Source organism: Halotalea alkalilenta (assembly GCF_001648175.1).
Classification (GTDB): domain Bacteria; phylum Pseudomonadota; class Gammaproteobacteria; order Pseudomonadales; family Halomonadaceae; genus Halotalea; species Halotalea alkalilenta_A.
The window spans coordinates 19,830-42,448 of record NZ_CP015243.1 but is presented as its reverse complement, the minus strand read 5'-3'; the positions used below and the strand labels follow the sequence as shown (position 1 = coordinate 42,448).

Below are 22,619 nucleotides of genomic sequence, written 5' to 3'. Positions count from 1 at the left end.
CGGGCAAAGGTGTGTGGCCCCGCAAAGGCGAATCGGTCCCGGCTCTTTGGAGTCAAGGAATGCAAGGGTGCCGGTACAGGACTGCACGGAAAGCGGGATGAAGCCTTCGGGATTCGTCCCGCTTTTTTACGCGCGGCAAGCTTTCATCCCTCACGCCGCCTCGAGGTGAACACCAGGATCCAACCACGCTCGGTTCGACCGCCGGCCGCGCTTCGCGGCATAGCGGCGGTCTCTCTCGGCCGGGCGTCCATCTTGTCTTCGGGAGGACAGAGCCTTGATCAAACCCGCGATACTGGCATTGGCGGACGGCAGTGTGTTCCATGGCGTCTCCATCGGGGCCGATGGCCAGACCAGTGGGGAAGTCGTGTTCAACACGGCGATGACCGGCTATCAGGAGATTCTTACCGATCCCTCCTACCTACGACAGATCGTCACTCTGACCTACCCCCATATAGGCAACACCGGGGTCAATGAGGAGGACGTCGAGTCCAGCAGGGTCTGTGCCTCGGGCCTGGTGATCCGCGACCTGCCGCGACTGGTCAGCAGCTTTCGCAGCCAGCACACGCTGGATGAGTACCTCCGTGCCCAGGGTATCGTCGGCATCGCCGATATCGATACGCGTCGCCTGACTCGTATCCTGCGCGACAAGGGCGCGCAGAATGGCGCCATTCTGGCTGGTCCCGCAGCCGAAGACAGCGATGCGCAGGCGCGGGCGATCGAGCTGGCGCGCGAGTTCCCCGGCCTCAAGGGCATGGATCTCGCCCGGGTCGCATCGACCACCGAGCGGCTCGAGTGGCACGATGGCGAATGGGTGCTCGGGAAAGGCTACAGCGACTTCGAACAGCGCGAGCGCCCCTACCACGTGGTCGCCTACGACTATGGCACCAAGTACAACATCTTCCGTATGCTCACCGAGCGCGGCTGTCGCCTGACCATCGTTCCCGCCGAGACCTCCGCCGAAGAGGTGCTCGCGCTCGCTCCCGACGGTGTTTTCCTCTCCAACGGTCCTGGTGATCCCGAGCCATGCGACTATGCGATCGAGGCGATCGCGGCGCTGTGCGAGGCCAAGGTGCCGGTGTTCGGCATCTGTCTCGGCCATCAGCTGCTCGCGCTGGCGAGCGGAGCGAAGACGGTGAAGATGGGGCATGGCCACCACGGTGCCAACCACCCGGTGCAGGATCTCGATACCGGCAAGGTGATGATCACCAGCCAGAACCATGGCTTTGCCGTCGACGAAGCGAGCCTGCCCGACAATCTGCGCGCCACCCATCGCTCGCTGTTCGACGGCACCCTGCAGGGCATCGAGCGTACCGATTGCCCCGCGTTCAGCTTCCAAGGGCATCCCGAAGCGAGCCCGGGTCCCCATGACGTGGCGCCGCTGTTCGATCGCTTCATCGCGATGATGGCCGCGCACAAGGGCCACTGATACGCAGGGCCGCGCGGCTACTCGCCGCGTGGTCGCATCACCTTCGAGAACTCGGGATCTTCCCGGGGAAGCAAAGCACATCGCGGATACCGTCATGCCAAAACGTACCGACATCCAGAGCATCCTGATCATCGGCGCCGGCCCGATCGTCATCGGCCAGGCGTGCGAATTCGACTACTCCGGCGCCCAGGCCTGCAAGGCGCTGCGCGAGGAAGGAATTCGCGTGATCCTGGTCAATTCCAACCCGGCGACGATCATGACCGACCCGGTGATGGCCGACGCGACCTACATCGAGCCGATCACCTGGCAGGTGGTCGAGCGGATCATCGAGAAGGAACGTCCCGACGCGCTGCTGCCGACCATGGGCGGACAGACCGCACTGAACTGCGCGCTGGATCTCGAGCGCCACGGCGTGCTGGACAAGTACGGTGTCGAGATGATCGGCGCCGACGCCGACACCATCGACAAGGCCGAGGACCGCGATCGCTTCGACAAGGCGATGCGCAGGATCGGTCTCGAGTGTCCTAAGGCCAAGATCGCCCATCACATGAGCGAGGCGTGGGAGATCCAGGCCGAGCTCGGTTTTCCCTGCATCATCCGTCCTTCCTTCACCATGGGCGGATCGGGCGGTGGGGTGGCCTACAATCGCGAGGAGTTCGAGGAGATCTGCCATCGCGGTTTCGAGCTCTCGCCGACCAAGGAGCTTCTGATCGACGAGTCGCTGCTCGGCTGGAAGGAGTACGAGATGGAGGTCGTTCGCGATAAGAACGACAACTGCATCATCGTCTGCTCGATCGAGAACTTCGACCCGATGGGTGTGCATACCGGCGATTCGATCACCGTCGCGCCGGCGCAAACGCTCACCGACAAGGAGTACCAGATCATGCGCAACGCGTCGCTCGCGGTGCTGCGTGAGATCGGGGTCGAGACCGGCGGCTCCAACGTCCAGTTCGGTATCCATCCCGAAACCGGTCGGATGGTGGTGATCGAGATGAACCCCCGGGTCAGCCGCTCCTCCGCGCTGGCTTCCAAGGCGACCGGTTTCCCGATCGCCAAGATCGCGGCGAAGCTGGCGATCGGCTACACCCTCGATGAACTCCAGAACGATATCACCGGCGGCGCCACCCCGGCTTCGTTCGAACCCTCGATCGACTACGTGGTGACCAAGATCCCGCGTTTCACCTTCGAGAAGTTCCCCCAGGCCAATGACCGGTTGACCACCCAGATGAAGTCGGTGGGCGAGGTGATGGCGATCGGGCGCACTTTCCAGGAGTCGCTGCAGAAGGCGCTGCGTGGCCTGGAGACCGGCGTCGATGGCCTCGACCCGAAACTCACCCGCTTCGACCAGGCATCGATGTCGTTGATGCAGGGCGAGCTCCAGCGTCCTGGGCCCGATCGGATTTTCTATGTCGCCGATGCCTTCCGCGCAGGACTGTCGATCGATGAGATCTACGGCTTCACCAAGATCGATCGCTGGTTCCTGGTCCAGATCGAAGAGCTGATCCAGGCCGAGCAGCGCATCGTCGACGCAGGCCTCGATGGGCTCGACGACAAGACGCTTTATCGGCTCAAGCGCTCGGGCTTCTCCGATGCTCGGCTGGCGACGCTGCTCGGGATCAAGGAAGACGAAGTGCGTGCCCGGCGCCACGGTTTCGGCATTCATCCGGTCTACAAGCGGGTCGATACCTGCGCCGCCGAGTTCGCCACCTCGACCGCCTACATGTACTCCACCTACGAGGAGGAGTGCGAGGCGAATCCGAGCGACCGTCCCAAGATCATGGTGCTCGGCGGTGGCCCCAACCGGATCGGCCAGGGGATCGAGTTCGACTATTGCTGCGTCCACGCCGCGCTTGCGATGCGCGAGGACGGCTATGAGACGATCATGGTCAACTGCAACCCCGAGACCGTCTCCACCGACTACGACATCTCCGATCGGCTCTACTTCGAGCCGGTGACGCTCGAGGACGTGCTCGAAATCGTCGAGAAGGAGCGCCCGCAGGGGGTGATCGTGCAGTTCGGCGGCCAGACTCCGCTCAAGCTCGCCCGCGCCCTGGAAGCCGCCGGCGTGCCGATCATCGGCACCACGCCTGACGCGATCGACCGCGCCGAAGACCGCGAGCGCTTCCAGCAGATGATCGATAAGCTCGGCTTGTTGCAGCCGCCGAACGCGACCGCGCGCAGCTTCGACGAGGCCTTCGACAAGGCTGAGAAGATCGGCTATCCGCTAGTGGTGCGCCCCTCCTATGTGCTCGGCGGCAGGGCGATGGAGATCGTCTACTCCGCCGAAGAGCTCGAGCGCTACATGACCCATGCGGTCAAGGTCTCCAATGACAGCCCGGTGCTGTTGGACCACTTCCTGTCGGCGGCGATCGAGATCGATATCGACGCGGTCAGCGACGGCAAGCGAGTGGTGATCGGTGGGGTGATGCAGCATGTCGAGCAGGCCGGGGTGCACTCCGGCGATTCGGCCTGTTCGTTGCCGCCCTATTCGCTGCCCCGGTCGGTCCAGGACGAGATGCGCCAGCAGGTCAAGCAGATGGCGGTCGAGCTCGGCGTGGTCGGGCTGATGAACGTCCAGCTCGCCTGGCAGGACGAGAAGATCTACATCATCGAGGTCAATCCTCGTGCCTCACGCACCGTGCCGTTCGTCTCCAAGTGCATCGGTGTTTCGCTGGCGCAGATCGCGGCGCGCTGCATGGCGGGCAAGAGCCTCGAAGAGCAAGGCTTCGTCGAGGAGATCGTGCCGAAGTTCTTCAGCGTCAAGGAGGCGGTGTTCCCGTTCGCCAAGTTCCCGGGAGTCGACCCGATTCTCTCGCCGGAAATGAAGTCCACCGGCGAGGTGATGGGCAGCGGAGATACCTTCGCCGAAGCCTTCTACAAGGCCCAGCTTGGCGCCAACGAGCCGATTCCCAAGCTGGGTGGCGACAAACCGCGAGTGGCGTTCTTGTCGGTGCGCAATCCTGACAAGGTCGGCATTATCGAGGTGGGGCGCTCTCTGTTAACATTGGGTTTCGATCTGATTGCCACCCAAGGTACCGCCCTGGCGCTCGAAGCGGCCGGGCTACCCGTAAAGCTTGTCAACAAGGTGTCCGAAGGTCGTCCGCACATCGTCGATATGCTCAAGAACGGCGACGTGGACTACATCGTCAACACCACCGAAGGTCGGCAAGCCATCAGTGATTCTTCCGAGATCCGCCGTACCGCACTCGCCAACAAGGTGCCCTACGCGACTACCCTCGCGGGGGCGCGCGCCGTTTGTCTGGCGCTCGAATACGGCGATCAGGTCAAGGTGCGGCGTCTTCAGGATATGCATGCAGGAGTGATGTGATGAACAAGGTGCCCATGACGGTCGAAGGCGAAAAGCGCCTTCGCGATGAGCTCACTCAGCTGAAAAGCGTCGAGCGGCCTAAGGTGATCAGCGACATCGCTGAAGCCCGTGAGCACGGTGATCTCAAGGAGAACGCCGAGTATCACGCTGCGCGAGAGCAGCAGGGCTTCATCGAAGGGCGTATCAAGGAGATCGAGGGCAAGCTGTCGAATGCCCAGGTGATCGATGTCGCCAAGATGCCGAAGAATGGCAAGGTGATCTTTGGCGTGACCGTCACTCTGCTCAATCTCGACACTGATGAGACGACCCGTTACCGGATCGTTGGCGAGGACGAGGCGGAGATCAAAGCCGGCAAGATCTCAGTCACCTCACCGATCGCGCGCGCGCTGATCGGCAAGGAGGAGGGCGACGTCGTGCTGGTGCGTACGCCCGGCGGCGACGTCGAATACGAGATCAGCGAAGTCGAGCATATCTGACCTGGCTTCCAAGCCGTGGCAGACACCAACGCCCGCGAGTGCCCCTCGCGGGCGTTGGTGTCTGCGATGGGATAGAATTCCTCGCGTCGAAATGTTAAGCCAATCGTCAGTTTCTTCCGGTAGCGCGGCCATTCCTGCAACCTCTTGGCCGGTGAAGGGATCATCATCGAGGGAGCAACATGGAGTTTCTGCTGTATCTGGTGCTGGGCGCCTGCTCGGGAGTGCTGGCGGGGCTGTTTGGAGTCGGTGGTGGGCTGATCATCGTGCCGGTGTTGGTCTACAGCTTCGCCGCCCATGGCATGGACGCCAACATCCTTACCCATCTTGCGGTCGGCACTTCGCTCGCGACCATCGTATTCACCTCGATCAACTCGGTGCTGGGTCATCAGAAGAAGGGCGCCGTACGCTGGCACCTGGTGCTGTGGATGACCGTCGGGATCGTCTTCGGCTCGGTGCTCGGGGGGCTCACCGCCTCCTACATTTCAGGGCCGCGCTTGCAGACCATCATCGGGGTGTTCGCCATCTGCATGGCGATCCAGCTCGCTTTCAACCTCAAGCCGAAAGGGGGCGATGGCAGTTTTACGCAGCCGAGCAAGCTATGGCTGAAGATAGCCGGTGTGGTGATCGGCTGGGCCTCGGCGATCTTCGGCATCGGTGGTGGCTCGCTGACCGTACCGCTGCTGGCGTGGAAGAACCTGCCGATGCAGCAAGCGGTGGCGACATCCGCTGCCTGCGGCCTGCCGATCGCGATATTCGGCGCGCTGTCGTTCATGTACTTCGGATGGGGCGAGAGCGGGCTGCCGCAGTACAGCGTCGGCTTCGTCTACCTGCCTGCGTTGGTTGGCATCGCCTTGACCAGCATGGTCTTCGCCCGGTTCGGGGTCAGGCTGGCGCATCGGCTGTCGCAGACGATGCTGCGGCGCCTGTTCGCGCTGCTGCTGTTCTGCGTCGGCTTGAGCTTCGTGATCTGAGCGGTGCGTGCCTGGGAAGGATGAGAACAAATGGGCCGGCGGCGGCGTGCCGCCGGTGGCTCATTCGGATCTGCTGAAGCGCTGAACGTTGGAGAGCTTCGGGGAAGCCTTCGGGTTGCGGCGATACAGTAGCGCCATCTTGCCGATCTTCTGGATCAGCTCCGCGCCGCTGTGGGAGCATGCCGCGGCAATCTGGGCTTCGCGCTCCTCGCGGTCGTTGCTCATCAATTTGATCTTGATCAGTTCGTGATCGGCGAGTGCGCGTTCCAGCTCGTTGAGAGCGCCTTCGCTGAGGCCGTTCTCCGACACCTGAACCACCGGGTCGAGATGGTGGCCGATGCTGCGGAAGCTTTTCTTTTGAGCCGACGAGAGTGACATGATAGTTTGAATGGCCTGTGTTGGTACCTGAATGCTGACCGCGCAGTCTACCCCAAGCCTTGGATGTCGCGATAGCGCGATGTTCATGCAGTCATTCGCTGTTTTTCGTTCCCCCGCAAGACTCCCAGGTGACCCCTTGGCCCGTTCATCTTCCGGCGATGCCGGTGATTCCTCTTCCCCGAAGCGCAAGAACGCTACCAGCCGATCGAGTGCCGGCTGGTTGAAGGAGCATTTCGACGACCCCTATGTGAAGCGCTCGTGGGTCGATGGCTACCGTTCGCGAGCCAGCTACAAGCTGCTCGAGATCGACGATAAGGATCAGCTGCTGAAGCCCGGCATGACCGTGGTCGATCTTGGCGCCGCCCCCGGTGGGTGGAGCCAGGTCGTGGCCAAGCGGGTCGGGCCGCAGGGCGTGGTGATCGCTTCCGACATCCTCGACATGGAGCCGCTCGCTGGCGTCGAGTTCATTAAGGGTGACTTCACCGAGGAGGCGGTGCTCGATGCTATCTTGTCCGCCCTTGGCGGGCGCCGGGTGGACATGGTGATCTCCGACATGGCGCCGAACATGAGTGGGCAGAACGCCATTGATCAGCCGGGTGCGATGTACCTGGTCGAGCTCGCGCTCGACCTGGCGCGACAGGTGCTGAAGCCGAATGGAGATTTCCTTGCCAAGGTGTTCCAAGGAGAAGGCTTCGAGGCTTATCTCAAGGAGCTGCGAGGCTCCTTCACCAAGGTCATCAGCCGCAAACCGGCGGCTTCCCGTCCCCGTTCGCGTGAAATCTATCTGCTCGGTCGCGGTTTCAAAGGGTGAGCTTTCCTCCCAAGGCGAACGTGCGATACTTGCATAGAGAGGCCGTTGCCCCCATCTCGCCAGATATGCTGCACTTAGGCTTCGTGCCAGTGTAGGGTGAAAGGGGCGTGCTCGATAGGCCGCAGAGGGTCAGGCGTGTCCGTCGGTCCCGGACGGTGGTTAAAGACTTAGCGTAGTGAGGGTGTCCCCTTGAACGACATGGCCAAGAACCTGATTCTCTGGTTGGTCATCGCAGCGGTCCTGCTGACGGTGTTCAACAATTTCAGCGTCGATTCCTCGCCGCAGTCGATGAACTATTCCCAGTTCGTCCAGCAGGTGCAGAACGACCAGATCCGGCGAGTCACCATCGACGGGTACGTGATCCGCGGTGAGCGCGGCGACGGCTCCAACTTCCAGACCATCCGCCCCGCGGCGGACGACCCGCGTCTGATGGACGACCTGCTCAGCCACAACGTGGTGGTCGAAGGGCGTGAGCCTCAGGAGCAAAGCATCTGGTCGCGGCTGCTGATCGCCAGTTTCCCGATCCTGATCATTCTCGCCATCTTCCTGTTCTTCATGCGCCAGATGCAGGGTGGCGCAGGCGGCAAGGGTGGACCGATGAGCTTCGGCAAGTCGAAGGCCAAGCTGCTCTCGCAGGATCAGATCAAGACGACTTTCAAGGACGTCGCCGGCTGCGACGAAGCCAAGGAAGAGGTAGAAGAGGTCGTCGACTTCCTTCGCGACCCCACCAAGTTCCAGCGCCTCGGCGGCAAGATCCCGCGCGGGCTTCTGATGGTGGGGCCGCCCGGTACTGGTAAGACGCTGCTCGCCAAGGCGATCGCCGGCGAGGCGAAGGTGCCGTTTTTCAGCATTTCCGGCTCGGACTTCGTCGAGATGTTCGTCGGCGTCGGCGCCTCTCGCGTGCGCGATATGTTCGAACAGGCCAAGAAGCAGGCGCCTTGCATCATCTTCATCGACGAGATCGATGCGGTCGGCCGCTCGCGTGGCTCCGGCATGGGGGGGGCGGTCATGACGAGCGCGAGCAGACGCTCAACCAGCTGCTGGTGGAAATGGACGGGTTCGAGGCCAACGACGGCACCATCGTCATCGCCGCGACCAACCGCCCGGACGTCCTCGACCCCGCGCTGTTGCGCCCGGGGCGCTTTGATCGCCAGGTGACCGTTGGACTGCCCGACATCCGCGGCCGTGAGCATATCCTCAAGGTCCACCTGCGCAAGGTGCCGCTGGCCGACGACGTGCGTCCCGAGCTGATCGCCCGCGGTACGCCCGGCTTCTCCGGCGCCGAGCTCGCCAACGTGGTCAACGAAGCGGCGCTGTTCGCTGCGCGGCGCAACCTTCGCGTGGTTGGCATGCGAGAGCTCGAGGAAGCCAAGGACAAGATCATGATGGGTGCCGAGCGGCGCTCGATGGTGATGTCGGAGAAAGAGAAGAGCAACACCGCCTATCACGAGGCGGGACACGCGATCATCGGCCTGCTGGTGCCCGAGCACGACCCGGTCTACAAGGTCACCATCATCCCGCGCGGTCGTGCGCTTGGGGTGACCATGTTCCTGCCCAATGAAGATCGCTACAGCTATTCTCGCCAGCAGTTGATCAGCCAGATCTGCTCGCTGTTCGGTGGACGCATTGCCGAGGAGATGACGCTGGGTCCGAACGGCGTTACCACCGGTGCTTCGAACGATATCAAGCGCGCCACTGAGATCGCCCACAGCATGGTCGCCAAGTGGGGGCTCTCGGCTGAAATGGGGCCGCTGATGTACGACGAGGACGAGTCCCACCAGTTCCTCGGCGGGCCGGGTGCGAGCGGCTCGAAGTTCAGCTCCGGCGAGACCTCGACCAAGCTCGATCGCGAGGTTCGCAAGATCATCGACGAGTGCTATGCCAGGGCCGAGCAGATCCTTCATGACAACCGGGACAAGCTGGATCTGATGGCGGAGGCGTTGATTCACTATGAAACCATCGACGCCGATCAGATCAGGGAAATCATGGAAGGCCGCTTCCCTTCACCGCCCAAGGGCGACAATAGCGGTGGTCCGAGCGGCGGTGCCGTGGTCGAGGGTGACGGAAAAGCAGAGGGTGCCCCGCCGAGTGAAAGCGGCGACGATCGCCCCCGTCCTGGTGACCCGGTCGGTGGCCCGGCGAACTGAGCCACCGTCCCAATCGCTGGAAGTCGCGTCCGCCTGTTTGGCGGTCGCGGCTTTTCACCTTCGGCTTCCCGCCATCCCCCGCGTTCCTCTCCTGAGCAAATGAAAAGCTATTTCTCTCCTTCCGTTCTCGATTGTGCCGGGCGCTCGCTGGATCTTTCCAGGCCTCGGGTCATGGGCATCCTCAACGTCACGCCGGACTCTTTCTCCGATGGCGGCAAGCACCTCGGACTCGATGCCGCGCTGAGACATGCGCAGCGGATGATCGAAGAGGGAGCTTCGCTGATCGACATCGGCGGTGAATCGACTCGCCCTGGCGCCGCTCCGGTGAGTCTCAACGAGGAGTTGGAGCGGGTCGCGCCGGTGGTCGAGGCCCTGGTGCGGGAGTTCGAGGTGGTGGTCTCGTTGGATACCAGCTCGGCCGGTGTGATCAGCGAGTGCGGCAGGCTCGGTGCCGGAATGATCAATGATGTCCGCTCCCTGACTCGTTCCGGCGCGCTCGAGGCCGCATGCGCCAGCTCGATGGCGATTTGCCTGATGCACATGAACGGCGAGCCCACCATGATGCAGCTGGATCCGCACTACGACCAGGCGATCGAGCTTGAGGTCGGTGACTTTTTGCGCCAGCGCGTCGACGACTGCGTGGCGGCCGGGATCGATCGCGAGCGGCTGGTGATCGATCCGGGCTTCGGTTTTGGCAAGCTGCCCGAGCACAATCTTCGACTAATGGCCGAGATGGCCGGGCTGGTCGAACTGGGGCTGCCGATCTTGGTCGGCACCTCGCGCAAGAGTATGATTGGCGCGGCTCTCGCCGATGCTCAGGGGGTGCCTCGAGCGCTTGGTGAGAAGGGCGAGGGCAGGCTTTACGGCGGCCTTGCGTTGACTGCGATGGCAGTCGAGCGAGGCGCCCGAATCATTCGAACTCACGACGTGGCGGCGACCTGGGATGTGGTCGAGATGACCTGGGCGGTGCTGCGTGAGGGAAAGGCATAATGGACACAGCGGTCGAGCCTGCGAGCTCGGATGCGTCGCGGCAGCGCAAGTATTTTGGAACCGACGGCATTCGCGGGACCGTGGGCAGGTCACCGATCACTGCGGACTTCATGCTCAAGCTTGGATGGGCGGCGGGCAGGGTGCTCGCGCGCAGGCAGAAGACGCGGGTGATCATCGGTAAAGATACTCGGATTTCGGGCTACATGTTCGAAGCCGCGCTTGAAGCCGGCTTCTCGGCGGCGGGCGTGGACGTGATGCTGCTCGGGCCGATGCCGACCCCCGGTATCGCCTACATGACCCAGACTTTTCGCGCCGACGCCGGTGTGGTCATCAGTGCCTCGCACAATCCCTTCCAGGACAACGGCATCAAGTTCTTCTCGGCGGCGGGCACCAAGCTGGGCGATGCCATCGAGTTCGAGATCGAGCAGGAGCTCACCCAGCCGCTGGTCACCGTGGACTCCGAGCATCTGGGCAAGGCGGTTCGCATCGACGACGCCGCTGCGCGCTACATAGAGTTCTGCAAATCGACCGTGCCGGGGCGTTTCACCCTGCATGGGCTCAAAGTGGTGCTCGACTGCGCCAACGGGGCGACCTATCACATCGCGCCCAGTGTATTTCGCGAGCTCGGCGCCACCGTCACGGTGATCGGCGCCTCTCCCGATGGCCTCAACATCAACCGTAACGTCGGCTCGACCCATACCGTGGCGCTGCGGGCCAAGGTGATCGAGACCGGTGCCGACATCGGTATCGCCTTCGATGGCGATGGCGATCGAGTGATCCTGATCGACGCCAAGGGGCGCGAGGTCGATGGCGACGATATCCTTTACCTGATCGGCAGCGATCGCCATCGGCGCGGCGTGCTTGGTGGCGGCGTGGTCGGTACGGTGATGAGCAATCTTGGACTTGCCCAGGCGTTCGAACGTCAGGGGATACCCTTCGAGCGGGCCAACGTCGGCGATCGCTATGTGATCGAGCGACTCGATGCGTTGGGTTGGCAGCTTGGCGGCGAATCCTCGGGACACATCGTTTGCGGACATGTGCAAACCACGGGTGATGGCATCGTCGCTGCCTTGCAAGTGCTGGCGATCATGATGCGCGAAGGCCGCTCTCTCGAAGCGCTGCTGGTGGGCTATGAAAAAGCGCCGCAGACGCTGGTCAATGTCCGCATAGGTGCCGATGCTGACCGCGGCGCGCTGCTCGAGGATGCTGGAGTCGTTGAAACCCTACGTGCGGTCGAGGCTGAGCTTGGCAGCGACGGTCGCGTGCTGCTGCGTCCCTCGGGCACCGAACCGCTGATTCGAGTGATGGTCGAGGCTCATCCGCGCTTCGATGTCGAACGGTTGGCTGGCCGGATCGCGGCCAGCATCGAGCGCTGCGTACAGGATTGACATTGGCGATAGGCGGCGAGTCGAGTTGTATTGCCTCCAGCGCTCCATTACCATTTCCCACCCAATGCGAGGCATGCTCATGCGTACACCGCTGATCGCCGGCAACTGGAAGATGAATGGCTCCTCTCAATTGATCGAGGAGTTCGCGCGCGCCCTGGAGGGGTTTCCTTTGCCCCCCACGGTGGAGGTGGCGCTGCTGCCGCCTTTTCCTTATATCCTCGAGATGCAGCGGGCGCTGGGGGCGAGCGGTGTCAAGATTGGCGCGCAGACGCTCAATCCGCTGCGTTCGGGGGCGCATACCGGTGAGGTGAGCGGCAGGATGCTCAAGGAACTCGGGGCGGATTATGTGCTGGTCGGGCATTCCGAGCGACGCCGGCTTTACCGCGAGAGCGACGAAGACGTCTACGATCGCATGGTCGCCGCGCTCAACGAGGGGCTGAAGCCGATTCTCTGCGTCGGAGAAACGCTCGAGGAGCGCGACGCCGGAGATACCGAGCGGGTGGTGCTGCGCCAGGTCGGCAAGGTAATGGCACCGCTGGAGCCGGAGCAGCGCCCCTTGGTCACCATCGCCTACGAGCCGGTATGGGCGATTGGCAGCGGCCGCACTCCGTCACCCGAGCAAGCGCAGGAAGTGATGGCGGCGATCCGTCGCTATCAAGGCGACTTCGACGCCAAGCTGGCGAGTGGCCTGAGGCTGCTTTATGGCGGCAGCATGAATGCGCGAAACGCGCAGGAGCTGCTCGCTCAGCCAGATATCGACGGCGGCCTGATCGGTGGTGCTTCGCTCAAGGTCGACGATTTCTTATCCATTTGTCATGCTGCAGGTTGATTTCATGCAAGTCATAACCCTTTTGGTTCATGTGCTGCTGGCGATCTCGCTGGTCGCGCTCGTGCTTCTTCAGCAGGGCAAGGGCGCCGAGGCGGGGGCCGCCTTCGGCGGCGGTGCCTCCCAGACCGTTTTCGGTTCGCGTGGCAGCAGCAGCTTTCTCGCCAAACTCACAGGGGTGTTGGCGGCAGTCTTCTTCGCCACTTCGGTTGGCCTCGCCTGGTATGCCAATAACGCCGGTAGCGTGCCGATCAGCGGCATTCCGGATGCGAGCCTGATCGAGCGTCAGCACAGCGGTGTGCCCGTGCTCGACGATGCACCGGCCCAAGGGCTGGGCAGCGCCGATCCCAGCGAGGCACCGCTCACTGCGCCCGAGGCCGCGCCGTCGCAAAACCAGAATGCTCCGGCGCTTGACGATCAAGGGCAGGGTGTGGATAATGCTGCGCCAGCACTCGAGGGAAGCGAGGAGCAGTAAGCTGCTCGTGGCCTTGTGAGTGAAGGGGATGGTGAGATTCCATCCCTGGGCGCTGAAGCAGAAGTATTTGATTGTAAAGGCTTCTGAGTGTATAGTGCGTCAGCCCCGATGCCGAAGTGGTGGAATTGGTAGACACGCTATCTTGAGGGGGTAGTGTCCTTACGGACGTGCGGGTTCAAGTCCCGCCTTCGGCACCAAATAAAGTTCGTAGGCAGTTTTATTACCTACAGGGCAGTAGAAGAAAGGAAGCGAAGGTTCGCGAAATCCTCCGTTTCCGGTTTGAGGAATCAGTACCAGGTTGATTCCGGATCGAAAGATCTATAATATTTCGCGCGTTGATGCGGGGTGGAGCAGTCTGGTAGCTCGTCGGGCTCATAACCCGAAGGTCGTCGGTTCAAATCCGGCCCCCGCTACCAAGTTTATTCGAAAGGCCCCTTCCAGCAAGAAGGGGCTTTTTGTTGGCGGACGGCCCGTTGGATGATGGTCCGTGCCGGCCCCTTGCGCGGTGGCAGCGCCTCGATCGCAGTAGCTGCCAGTCGGCCACCTTTCCCGTCTTCACGTCAGGGTGCCAGCGGAAACCGTCCGGCGCCGGTTCGCGAACGTATTCGAGGCGTCCGTCGCCTGGGGAGTCGTCGCGTGACGTCATGTTCTTCGATTCCCTTCGAGCCGGTCTTACTCATAGGAGCCTTTGTCTATGGCGACCAAGGAACAGGCCATTCAGGCGCTGATCGAGCCGACGGTCAATGCGATGGGATTCGAGCTGTGGGGTGTGGATTACGTCGCGCAGGGCAAGAATTCGCGTCTGGTGGTGTATATCGATAGCGACAAAGGCGTCAACGTCGACGACTGTGCCAAAGTCAGTCGTCAAGTCAGCGGCCTGCTCGATGTCGAAGATCCCATTGCTGGCCAGTACAACCTGGAAGTCTCATCACCGGGCATGGATCGACCGCTCTACACGCTTTCTCAGTTCGAGCGTTTCGCTGGACATCGTGTCCAACTGCGTCTGCGCATTCCGTTCGAGGGGCGCCGCAAGTTCCAGGGGCTTTTGATCGGGCTCGAAGAGGACGAAGTGATCCTGCGGGTCGATCAGGAAGAGTTCGGCTTTCCGATCGAAACGATCGAACGCGCTCAGGTGGTGCCGACCTTCGAAAAATAGTGCGGTGCGCAGTGTCGCCAAAGCGATGCGTGGGTGTCGGCCAAGGACGGTCCTCGAGCGGGACAAAAATGATTTATCTGGCGAGGCAAAGGCATGAGCAAAGAGATTTTGCTGGTCGTTGACGCAATTTCGAACGAAAAAGGTGTTCCTCGTGGCGTGATCTTCGAGGCGGTCGAGGCTGCGCTGGCCAGCGCGACTCGCAAGCGCTTCGAGGGACAGGACGTCGACGTCAAGGTCCGGATCGACCGTGCCACTGGAGATTACGACACCTTCAGGCGTTGGACCGTGGTTCCCGATGAAGACTACACCACCTCGGCCCGCGAGATTCCAATCTCCGCGGCCGAAGAGCGTGAGCCGCCGTTGGGACTTGGCGAATTCGTCGAGGAGCAGATCGAGTCGGTGAGCTTTGGCCGAATCGCGGCCCAGACCGCCAAGCAGGTGATCGTGCAGAAGGTGCGTGAAGCCGAGCGGGCCGAAATCGTGCGACACTACAGCGAGCGCGAAGGAGAGCTGGTCGCCGGTGGGGTGAAGAAGACCACCCGCGATGGCTTGATCATCGATCTCGGTGATAACGCCGAGGGTTTCCTGCCACGTAGCGAAATGATTTCCGGCGAACGTTATCGAATGAACGAACGCGTTCGTGCGCTGCTCTGGAAGGTCGACCCTGACGCTCGCGGCTCCCAGCTGATCCTTTCGCGCACTCGTCCCGAGTTCCTCATCGAGCTGTTCAAGATCGAAGTGCCGGAGATCGCCGAGCAGCTGATCGAGATCAAAGGTGCCGCTCGGGATCCTGGTTCGCGGGCCAAGATCGCGGTCAAGACCAATGACCGTCGCATCGATCCGGTCGGCGCCTGCGTGGGGATGCGCGGCTCGCGCGTCCAGGCGGTTTCCAACGAGCTTCGCAACGAGCGTGTCGACATCATCCTCTGGGATGATAATCCTGCGCAGCTGGTGATCAATGCGATGGCTCCGGCCGAAGTCGCCTCGATCATGGTCGACGAAGATTCCCATACCATGGACGTCGCGGTCGCTGAAGACAATCTTGCCCAGGCGATCGGCCGCAGCGGGCAGAACGTGCGGCTTGCCTCCGAGCTGACCGGCTGGACGCTCAACGTGATGACCGAGGAGGAAGCCCAGGGCAAGCTCGAGCAGGAAGTCGACAGTTTCATCGAATACTTCATCCAGCATCTCGACATCGAAGAGGACCTTGCTCGTCTGTTGGTCGACGAAGGCTTCACTTCGCTCGAAGAGATTGCCTACGTACCGCTCGACGAGATGCTCGAGATCGAGGAGCTCGACGAGGTGCTGGTCGAAGAGCTGCGCGCGCGTGCCAAGGATGAGTTGCTCAATCTGGCGATCGCCAGCGAGGAGAGCCTGGAAGAGGGCGCCCCGGCCGACGATCTGCTCGAAATGGAAGGCATGGACCGTGCACTGGCGTTCACGCTGGCCGGTCGTGGCATTCGCACCATGGAAGATCTCGCCGAGCAGTCGATCGACGATCTCAAGGACATCGAAGGCGTGGACGAAGAGCGCGCCGCGGTACTGATCATGACCGCCCGTGCCCCCTGGTTCGAGGGCGAAGCGTAGCGGCTAAAGCCGCCGGCCTTTCGAGGCGCGGCGGCGCGGTTTCGCAACGGGCAGCAGGGAAACGGGTTCAGGAGGGTCGCAATGGCAGAAATGACGGTTAAGGAATTCGCAAGCAAGGTGGGGCGCGATGCGAGCCGCCTGCTCGAACAGATGAGCGAGGCTGGTCTCACCCATAAGGCAGAGACCGATGTCGTCTCCGAGGAGGACAAGCAGCGCTTGCTTGATCACCTCACCAAACAGCACGGCGGTGGCGCGGGACCGGGTCGTAACCGGATCACGCTGACCCGCAAGACCAAGAGCAAGATCCGTACTGGTGATCGCAACAAGACGATCGAGGTACAGGTCCGCAAGAAGCGTACCTATGTTCGTGCGGAGCCGGAGGCCCAGGCGGGCGAGGCCGAAGTGCAAGAGTTGCAGGAGGCACAGGTAGCGCCGCCTGCGAGCGAGCCCGCTCGCGAGCAGGCACCCGTTGCCGAGGCAGTGGCGCCCTCAACGCCAGCCGTCACGGCACCGGCTGGGGCTGCCGCCTCCGCCTCCGCTGAAGAGAGCTCAGGGGAAGAGCCGGTAGTCAACGCGCCGCTCAAGGAACCGCGCAACGACAATCGTCGTGGCCGTGAAGCTGCCGGCCGCAAGGCCGCCGGGGGCGGGCGCAAGAGCGGTGGACGTCGCGAAGACGAGGACGATCGCAGCGACCGCAGCGAGCGTCGTGGCTCGGCCGGCAAGAAGGCCAAGCGCTCCGAGCGTCGCGGCGGCCGTCGCGGGCGCGACAATGCCCACGGCTTCCAGCGCCCGACCCAAGTGATCATCCGTGAGGTCAGCATCCCCGAGTCGATCAGCGTCGCTGAGCTGGCCGACAAGATGTCGGTCAAGGCGACCGAAGTGATCAAGGCGATGTTCAACATGGGCGCCGCGGTCACCATCAACCAGACCATCGATCAGGACACCGCGGCGATCGTCGCCGAGGAGATGGGCCACAAGCCCAAGCTGATCAAGGACAACGCGCTCGAGACCGAAGTCCTCGAAGGAATCTCCTACGAGGGTGAAGAGTTCACGCGTGCGCCTGTGGTCACGGTGATGGGACACGTCGACCACGGCAAGACCTCGCTGCTCGACTACATTCGTCGCACCAAGGTCGCCACCGGCGAGGCGGGCGGCATCACCCAGCACATCGGCGCCTACCACGTCGAGCATGCCACCGGTGACGTCACCTTCCTCGATACCCCCGGACACGCGGCCTTCACTGCGATGCGTGCGCGTGGCGCCAAGGCGACCGACGTGGTCATCCTGGTGGTCGCCGCCGACGACGGTGTGATGCCGCAGACCATCGAGGCGATCGAGCACGCGCGCGCCGCCGAGGTACCGCTGGTGGTGGCGATCAACAAGATCGACAAGCCTGGTGCTGATCTCGACCGCGTCCGCAATGAGCTCTCCCAGCACGGAGTGATCTCCGAGGAGTGGGGGGGCGATACCCAGTTCGTCCTGGTCTCGGCGAAGACCGGCGAGGGGATCGATGCGCTGCTCGAAGCGGTGCTGCTGGTTTCCGAAGTGCTCGAACTGAAGGCCGTCCCGGAGGCACCCGGCAAGGGTGTAGTGATCGAATCCCGGTTGGATCGTGGGCGTGGCCCGGTGGCTACCGTACTGGTCCAGAACGGTACCCTGCGCAAGGGCGACATCCTGCTCGCCGGCCTGCACTATGGTCGAGTGCGCGCGCTGGTCAACGAGCTCGGTCAGCAGGTCGACTCGGCTGGCCCGTCGATGCCGGTCGAAGTGCTCGGTCTCGATGGCACGCCTGATGCTGGCGAGGAGTTCAACGTCGTTGCCGACGAGAAGAAGGCGCGCGAAGTCGCCAACTTCCGTCAGGGCAAGTACCGCGACGTGCGTCTCGCCCGGCAGCAGAAGGCCAAGCTCGAGAACATGTTCAGCCAGATGGGCAAGGAAGAGATCGCTTCGGTCAACATCGTGCTCAAGGCGGACGTGCAGGGCTCGCTGGAGGCTATCCGCCATGCGCTGGAGGAGCTCTCCACCGACGAGGTCAAGGTCACCGTGGTCTCCTCCGGGGTTGGCGGAATCACCGGCACCGATGCCAACCTGGCGGTTGCCAGTGAGGCGATCATCGTCGGCTTCAACGTCCGTGCCGATGCGAGCGCTCGCGAGATCGTCGACCGCGAAGGGCTGGATCTTCGCTACTACAGCGTCATCTACCAGCTGATCGATGAGGTCAAGCAGGCGATGAGCGGCATGCTGGCGCCGGAGTGGAAAGAGGAGATCGTGGGCATCGCCGAGGTGCGCGACGTGTTCCGGGCGCCGAAGATCGGTGCGATCGCCGGCTGCATGGTGGTCGAGGGTACCGTCTACCGCAACAAGAGCATCCGCGTATTGCGCGACAACGTGGTCATCTACGAAGGCGAGCTCGAGTCACTGCGCCGCTTCAAGGATGACGTCAGCGAAGTCCGTAATGGCATGGAGTGCGGTATCGGCGTACGCAACTACAACGATGTCCAGGTCGGCGACAAGATCGAAGTCTTCGATCAGGTCAAAGTCGAGCGCTCGCTCTAAGCGGGCCGCGAGGAGCGCAGATGCGTGAATTTACCAGGACCGATCGGGTCGCCGAGCAGCTCAAACAGGAACTCGCGCTGCTGGTGCAGCGCGAGGTCAAGGATCCGCGTTTGGGTATGGTGACGATCAGCGATGCCAAGGTCAGTCGTGACCTCGGCTACGCAGACGTCTATTTCACCCTGCTCGGCGAGAACGATGTTGTTCGCGTACGCGAGAACCTCGAGATCCTCAAGCGCGCGTCCGGTTTCCTGCGCTCGCAGGTCGCTCGGCGGATGAAGCTTCGTCACGTGCCCGAGCTGCGCTTCCACTATGACGAAAGCGTAGCGCGGGGTGATCAGCTCTCACGGCTGATCGAGCGTGCGGTGGATAGCGATCGGCGCAGCCGCGACGACGAGCCGGAGTCGGAGTAATGGCCAAGCGCCGTCGGGGCCGTCCAGTTGACGGCGTGCTGTTGCTCGATAAGCCGAAGGGGCTGAGTTCCAACCGTGCACTGCAGCGCGCACGTGGGATATTCCAGGCCGCCAAGGCGGGGCATACCGGCACGCTCGATCCGATGGCCACGGGGCTCTTGCCGATCTGCTTCGGCGAGGCGACCAAGTTCTCCTCGTTCGCTCTGGATGCCGACAAGCGTTATCTCGCCCGCGTCCAGCTCGGTATCACCACCGACAGCGGTGACGCAGAGGGTGTGGTGCTGGAAGAGCGCCCGGTACCCGCGCTCGATGAAGCGGGCATCGAGTGCGTGCTGGCGCGATTTCGTGGTGAAATCGAGCAGATTCCACCGATGTTCTCAGCGCTCAAGCATCAGGGCCGTCCGCTCTACGAGCTGGCCCGTGAAGGGCGCGAGATCGAGCGTGCGCCGCGGCGTGTAACCATTTATCATATGCGCCTCGTTTCGCTCGATGCGGATGCCGGCTGGTTCGATCTCGAGGTCGATTGCAGCAAGGGTACCTACATTCGCACGCTTGGCATGGACATCGGCGCGGCGCTTGGCTGCGGTGCGCATCTCAGCGCGCTGCGGCGGCTGCGCACGGGGCCGTTCGAGGCGAGTGCGATGGTGGGCCTGGATGCGCTCGAGGCATTGGGCGAGGAGCGCGATGTGCGACTGTTGCCGGTCGATGCGCTGATCGCACACCTGCCCAGGCTCGAAACCGATGAGCCGACCGCCCTGCTGTTGAACCAGGGGCGGCGGATTCGCTGTGCAACCGGTTCTCATGCCCCGGGCACCATGGCGAGGCTGTACTGCGACGAGCGCCTGCTGGGGCTCGTCACCGTGACGGAGGAGGGCGAGCTCGCTCCCCGACGTCTCTTGCGTGACGCGGCCAACGGCTGACGTCGCCTTCGCTGAAGACTGCAAATATGCGTGGTCTTCGACACTGACTGCTTTATTTCAAAGCATATTGATTGGAGAAGCTCCCATGGCACTTACTGCCGAGCGCAAGGCCGAAATCGTCAAGGAATTCGGTGCCAGCGAAAACGACACCGGTTCCCCGGAAGTCCAGGTCGCACTGCTGACCGCCAACATCGAAGGTCTGCAGGACCACTTCAAGAGCAACAAGCAGGATCACCACTCCCGTCGTGGCCTGATCCGCATGGTCAACCAGCGCCGCAAGCTGCTCGACTACCTCAAGGGCAAGAGCTTCGAGCGTTATCAGAGCCTGATCCAGCGCCTTGGCCTGCGTCGCTGAGCGCAAGCCTTGCACTGTATCGAACGGGCAGCCCTGTGGGCTGCCTGTTTTTTTTCGCCTCGATGCGTCCCAGGTAATGGCACTCATGGTGCGCCCGAGGGCGCAGTGACAGTGCAGGCCGAAGGCTCTAAGATGGCGACCTGAGCGCATAGAAAGCGTACACGATCGTATAACATTCGAAGGAATTCAGAGTGAATCCCGTCACCAAGACCTTCCAGTACGGCGGTCAGACCGTCACGCTGGAGACTGGCCGCGTCGCCCGTCAAGCTACTGGCAGCGTGCTGGTCACCATCGACAACACCGTAGTCCTCTGCACCGCAGTCGCTCGCAAAGACGTCAAGCCGGGCCAGGACTTCTTCCCCCTCTCCGTTCACTACCAGGAAAAGACCTACGCGGTCGGCAAGATTCCCGGCGGGTTCTTCAAGCGCGAAGGGCGTCCGACCGAGAAGGAAACGCTGACCTCACGTTTGATCGATCGGCCGATTCGTCCGCTGTTCCCCAAAGGGTTCATGAACGAAGTGCAGGTGATCTGCACGGTGATGTCAGCCGACAAGCAGCATGATCCCGACATCGCGGCGATGCTTGGCACCTCCGCTGCGCTCGCGATCAGCGGCGTGCCTTTCGCCGGCCCGATTGGCGCCGCGCGCGTGGCCTTCAATGAGGATCGCGGCTACTTCCTCAACCCGAGCCAGGCGGAACTGGCGAGCTCCGAGCTCGACATGGTCGTCGCCGGCACGGATAAAGCGGTGCTGATGGTCGAGTCGGAAGCCAAAGAGCTGACCGAAGACGAAATGCTCGGCGCAGTGCTCTTCGCCCACCAGGAAATGCAGGTCGCGATCGAGGCGATCAAGGCATTCGCCCTGGAAGGCAGCAAGCCGAAGTGGGACTGGCAGCCAGCGGTCGAAAACGTCGCGCTCAAGCAGGCGGTTGCCGTCGGCTTCGAAGCGGGCATCGGTGAAGCTTACCGGGTGACCGACAAGATGGCCCGCCAGGACGCGCTCGCCGCGCTCAAGTCACAGGCGATCGAACTTCTGGCCGGTACTGGCGAATTCGAGGCCGACGCGGTGGTTGGTGCCTTCGCTTCGCTCGAGAAACGCATCGTTCGCGAGCGGGTCCTGGCGGGCGAGCCGCGCATCGATGGCCGTGATCACAAGACCGTGCGTCCCCTGTCGATCCAGGTCGGGGTGCTGCCGCGCGCTCACGGCTCGGCGCTGTTCACCCGTGGCGAGACCCAGGCTATCGTCGCCGCGACTCTCGGTACCCTGCGCGAAGCGCAGCTGATCGAGGGCCTCGAGGGCGAGCGCCACGAGCGTTTCATGTTCCACTATAACTTTCCTCCCTACAGCGTCGGCGAGGCTGGCTTCTTCGGCTCGCCGAAGCGTCGCGAGATCGGGCACGGACGGTTGGCCAAGCGCGGCGTTCAGGCGATGGTGCCGAACGGCGACGACTTCCCCTACTCGATTCGCGTGGTCTCCGAGATCACTGAGTCCAACGGCTCGAGCTCGATGGCATCGGTGTGCGGCTCTTCGCTTGCCCTGATGGACGCAGGCGTGCCGCTCAAGGCGCCGGTTGCGGGTATCGCCATGGGCCTGGTCAAGGATGGCGATCGCTTCGCGGTGCTCACCGACATCCTCGGTGACGAGGATCACCTCGGTGACATGGACTTCAAGGTCGCAGGCTCGGTCAACGGTGTCACCGCACTGCAGATGGACATCAAGATCGAGGGGATCAACGAGGAGATCATGGAGCGTGCACTGAACCAAGCGTTCGAAGCACGTCAGAGCATCCTCGAGCAGATGAACCGGGTGATCAGCGAGAGCCGTTCGGAGGTCGCTGACCACGCGCCCTCGATGGTGCTGATCAAGATCGACACCGACAAGATTCGCGACGTGATCGGCAAGGGTGGCGCGACCATCCGCCAGATCTGCGAAGACACCGGTGCCTCGATCGACATCCAGGACGATGGTACGGTGCGGATCTATGCCGATACCAAGGAAGGCTCGAAGAAAGCGGTCGATACCGTGCTGGCGATCACCGCCGAAGCGGAGATCAACAAGCTGTACCGCGGCAAGGTAGTGCGGATCGCCGACTTCGGCGCGTTCGTCAACTTCATGCCGGGTACCGACGGCCTGGTGCACATCTCGCAGATCGTGCCTGAGCGCGTCAACGACGTGCGCGATTTCCTCAACGAGGGCGATATGGTCACCGTCAAGGTGCTCGACGTCGACAATCGCGGACGCGTCAAGCTGTCGATCAAGGAGATCGAACCGGCCGAGAAGGCAGCGTTCGAGGCGGGCCTCGGCGAAGGAGAGTAATCGCCGGTCGCGGCCTGACCGCCGCGCCGGACGATTCAACGAGAGCCCCGCATGGCAGTAGCCATGCGGGGCTCTCGCACATTGGACCGATGGACTTGTCCGAA

17 protein-coding genes, 2 tRNA genes and 1 pseudogene are annotated in these 22,619 nt (G+C 62.7%); 19 read left to right on the top strand and 1 reads right to left on the bottom strand.

Going from position 1 to position 22,619, the window contains the following annotated elements:
- Positions 1-274 precede the first annotated feature (274 nt).
- The 4 genes from carA to A5892_RS00185 all read left to right on the top strand — a co-directional run bounded on the left by carA (position 275) and on the right by A5892_RS00185 (position 6,201).
- On the top strand, positions 275-1,426 hold the full coding sequence (gene carA / locus A5892_RS00200) for a glutamine-hydrolyzing carbamoyl-phosphate synthase small subunit (protein WP_064121076.1): 1,152 nt from the start codon (positions 275-277) through the stop codon (positions 1,424-1,426).
- 94 nt (positions 1,427-1,520) lie between these two features.
- Positions 1,521-4,754, top strand: a complete 3,234-nt coding sequence (carB, locus tag A5892_RS00195) for a carbamoyl-phosphate synthase large subunit (RefSeq protein ID WP_064121075.1) — start codon at positions 1,521-1,523, stop codon at positions 4,752-4,754.
- Entirely contained in the window at positions 4,754-5,230 is a 477-nt protein-coding gene (gene greA, locus A5892_RS00190) for a transcription elongation factor GreA (protein ID WP_027349588.1), read from the top strand. Before carB ends, greA begins: the two co-directional genes overlap by 1 nt.
- Before the next feature lie 179 nt (positions 5,231-5,409).
- Positions 5,410-6,201 (top strand): sulfite exporter TauE/SafE family protein, encoded by a 792-nt coding sequence (locus A5892_RS00185; RefSeq protein WP_064121074.1) that lies wholly within the window; start codon positions 5,410-5,412, stop codon positions 6,199-6,201.
- A gap of 60 nt (positions 6,202-6,261) precedes the next feature.
- On the opposite strand, the gene A5892_RS00180 is transcribed toward A5892_RS00185, so the two are convergent.
- Positions 6,262-6,579, bottom strand: coding sequence for a YhbY family RNA-binding protein (locus A5892_RS00180; RefSeq protein ID WP_027349590.1), 318 nt, complete (start codon positions 6,577-6,579; stop codon positions 6,262-6,264).
- Between the two features lie 136 nt (positions 6,580-6,715).
- Here A5892_RS00180 and rlmE point away from each other — a divergent pair, with 136 nt between their 5' ends.
- From rlmE to pnp, 15 genes and pseudogenes are all read left to right on the top strand, one after another.
- On the top strand, positions 6,716-7,390 hold the full coding sequence (gene rlmE / locus A5892_RS00175; RefSeq protein ID WP_064121073.1) for a 23S rRNA (uridine(2552)-2'-O)-methyltransferase RlmE: 675 nt from the start codon (positions 6,716-6,718) through the stop codon (positions 7,388-7,390).
- Between the two features lie 189 nt (positions 7,391-7,579).
- A pseudogene (gene ftsH, locus A5892_RS00170) lies at positions 7,580-9,537 on the top strand (ATP-dependent zinc metalloprotease FtsH).
- 171 nt (positions 9,538-9,708) lie between these two features.
- A complete protein-coding gene (gene folP / locus A5892_RS00165) occupies positions 9,709-10,527 on the top strand; it encodes a dihydropteroate synthase (RefSeq protein ID WP_064121072.1) in 819 nt (272 codons plus the stop codon).
- A complete protein-coding gene (gene glmM / locus A5892_RS00160; RefSeq protein ID WP_064121071.1) occupies positions 10,527-11,915 on the top strand; it encodes a phosphoglucosamine mutase in 1,389 nt (462 codons plus the stop codon). The genes folP and glmM overlap by 1 nt, the downstream gene beginning before the upstream one ends.
- Positions 11,916-11,994: 79 nt before the next feature.
- Positions 11,995-12,744, top strand: coding sequence for a triose-phosphate isomerase (tpiA, locus tag A5892_RS00155; RefSeq protein WP_064121070.1), 750 nt, complete (start codon positions 11,995-11,997; stop codon positions 12,742-12,744).
- Between the two features lie 4 nt (positions 12,745-12,748).
- The gene (gene secG, locus A5892_RS00150; protein WP_064124209.1) at positions 12,749-13,216 is read left to right on the top strand and encodes a preprotein translocase subunit SecG; all 468 of its coding nucleotides are present in this window, start codon (positions 12,749-12,751) and stop codon (positions 13,214-13,216) included.
- A gap of 110 nt (positions 13,217-13,326) precedes the next feature.
- Positions 13,327-13,413, top strand: a tRNA-Leu gene (locus tag A5892_RS00145).
- Positions 13,414-13,555: 142 nt separating this feature from the next.
- Positions 13,556-13,632: transfer RNA gene (locus A5892_RS00140), tRNA-Met, on the top strand.
- A 278-nt stretch (positions 13,633-13,910) separates the two neighbouring features.
- On the top strand, positions 13,911-14,372 hold the full coding sequence (gene rimP / locus A5892_RS00135) for a ribosome maturation factor RimP (protein WP_064121069.1): 462 nt from the start codon (positions 13,911-13,913) through the stop codon (positions 14,370-14,372).
- Positions 14,373-14,465: 93 nt separating this feature from the next.
- A complete protein-coding gene (nusA, locus tag A5892_RS00130; RefSeq protein WP_027349598.1) occupies positions 14,466-15,959 on the top strand; it encodes a transcription termination factor NusA in 1,494 nt (497 codons plus the stop codon).
- A gap of 81 nt (positions 15,960-16,040) precedes the next feature.
- Complete coding sequence (gene infB / locus A5892_RS00125) at positions 16,041-18,515, top strand: translation initiation factor IF-2 (RefSeq protein WP_064121068.1); 2,475 nt, start codon at positions 16,041-16,043, stop codon at positions 18,513-18,515.
- A gap of 20 nt (positions 18,516-18,535) precedes the next feature.
- Positions 18,536-18,925, top strand: a complete 390-nt coding sequence (gene rbfA, locus A5892_RS00120; RefSeq protein WP_064121067.1) for a 30S ribosome-binding factor RbfA — start codon at positions 18,536-18,538, stop codon at positions 18,923-18,925.
- Positions 18,925-19,845, top strand: a complete 921-nt coding sequence (truB, locus tag A5892_RS00115) for a tRNA pseudouridine(55) synthase TruB (RefSeq protein ID WP_064121066.1) — start codon at positions 18,925-18,927, stop codon at positions 19,843-19,845. The genes rbfA and truB overlap by 1 nt, the downstream gene beginning before the upstream one ends.
- An 85-nt stretch (positions 19,846-19,930) precedes the next feature.
- Positions 19,931-20,200 carry a 30S ribosomal protein S15 gene (gene rpsO / locus A5892_RS00110; protein ID WP_064121065.1) on the top strand — a complete coding sequence of 90 codons (270 nt, stop codon included), beginning with the start codon at positions 19,931-19,933 and terminating at the stop codon, positions 20,198-20,200.
- 191 nt (positions 20,201-20,391) lie between these two features.
- Complete coding sequence (gene pnp / locus A5892_RS00105) at positions 20,392-22,515, top strand: polyribonucleotide nucleotidyltransferase (RefSeq protein ID WP_064121064.1); 2,124 nt, start codon at positions 20,392-20,394, stop codon at positions 22,513-22,515.
- The last annotated feature ends 104 nt before the right edge of the window (positions 22,516-22,619 follow it).

Coding starts and splice junctions, on each gene's coding strand:
- carB (WP_064121075.1), top strand. CDS start 1,521: ATGCCAAAACGTACCGACATCCAGAGCATCCTGATCATCGGCGCCGGC.
- greA (WP_027349588.1), top strand. CDS start 4,754: ATGAACAAGGTGCCCATGACGGTCGAAGGCGAAAAGCGCCTTCGCGAT.
- A5892_RS00185 (WP_064121074.1), top strand. CDS start 5,410: ATGGAGTTTCTGCTGTATCTGGTGCTGGGCGCCTGCTCGGGAGTGCTG.
- A5892_RS00180 (WP_027349590.1), bottom strand. CDS start 6,579: ATGTCACTCTCGTCGGCTCAAAAGAAAAGCTTCCGCAGCATCGGCCAC.
- folP (WP_064121072.1), top strand. CDS start 9,709: ATGGGCATCCTCAACGTCACGCCGGACTCTTTCTCCGATGGCGGCAAG.
- glmM (WP_064121071.1), top strand. CDS start 10,527: ATGGACACAGCGGTCGAGCCTGCGAGCTCGGATGCGTCGCGGCAGCGC.
- tpiA (WP_064121070.1), top strand. CDS start 11,995: ATGCGTACACCGCTGATCGCCGGCAACTGGAAGATGAATGGCTCCTCT.
- secG (WP_064124209.1), top strand. CDS start 12,749: ATGCAAGTCATAACCCTTTTGGTTCATGTGCTGCTGGCGATCTCGCTG.
- rimP (WP_064121069.1), top strand. CDS start 13,911: ATGGCGACCAAGGAACAGGCCATTCAGGCGCTGATCGAGCCGACGGTC.
- nusA (WP_027349598.1), top strand. CDS start 14,466: ATGAGCAAAGAGATTTTGCTGGTCGTTGACGCAATTTCGAACGAAAAA.
- infB (WP_064121068.1), top strand. CDS start 16,041: ATGGCAGAAATGACGGTTAAGGAATTCGCAAGCAAGGTGGGGCGCGAT.
- rbfA (WP_064121067.1), top strand. CDS start 18,536: ATGCGTGAATTTACCAGGACCGATCGGGTCGCCGAGCAGCTCAAACAG.
- truB (WP_064121066.1), top strand. CDS start 18,925: ATGGCCAAGCGCCGTCGGGGCCGTCCAGTTGACGGCGTGCTGTTGCTC.
- rpsO (WP_064121065.1), top strand. CDS start 19,931: ATGGCACTTACTGCCGAGCGCAAGGCCGAAATCGTCAAGGAATTCGGT.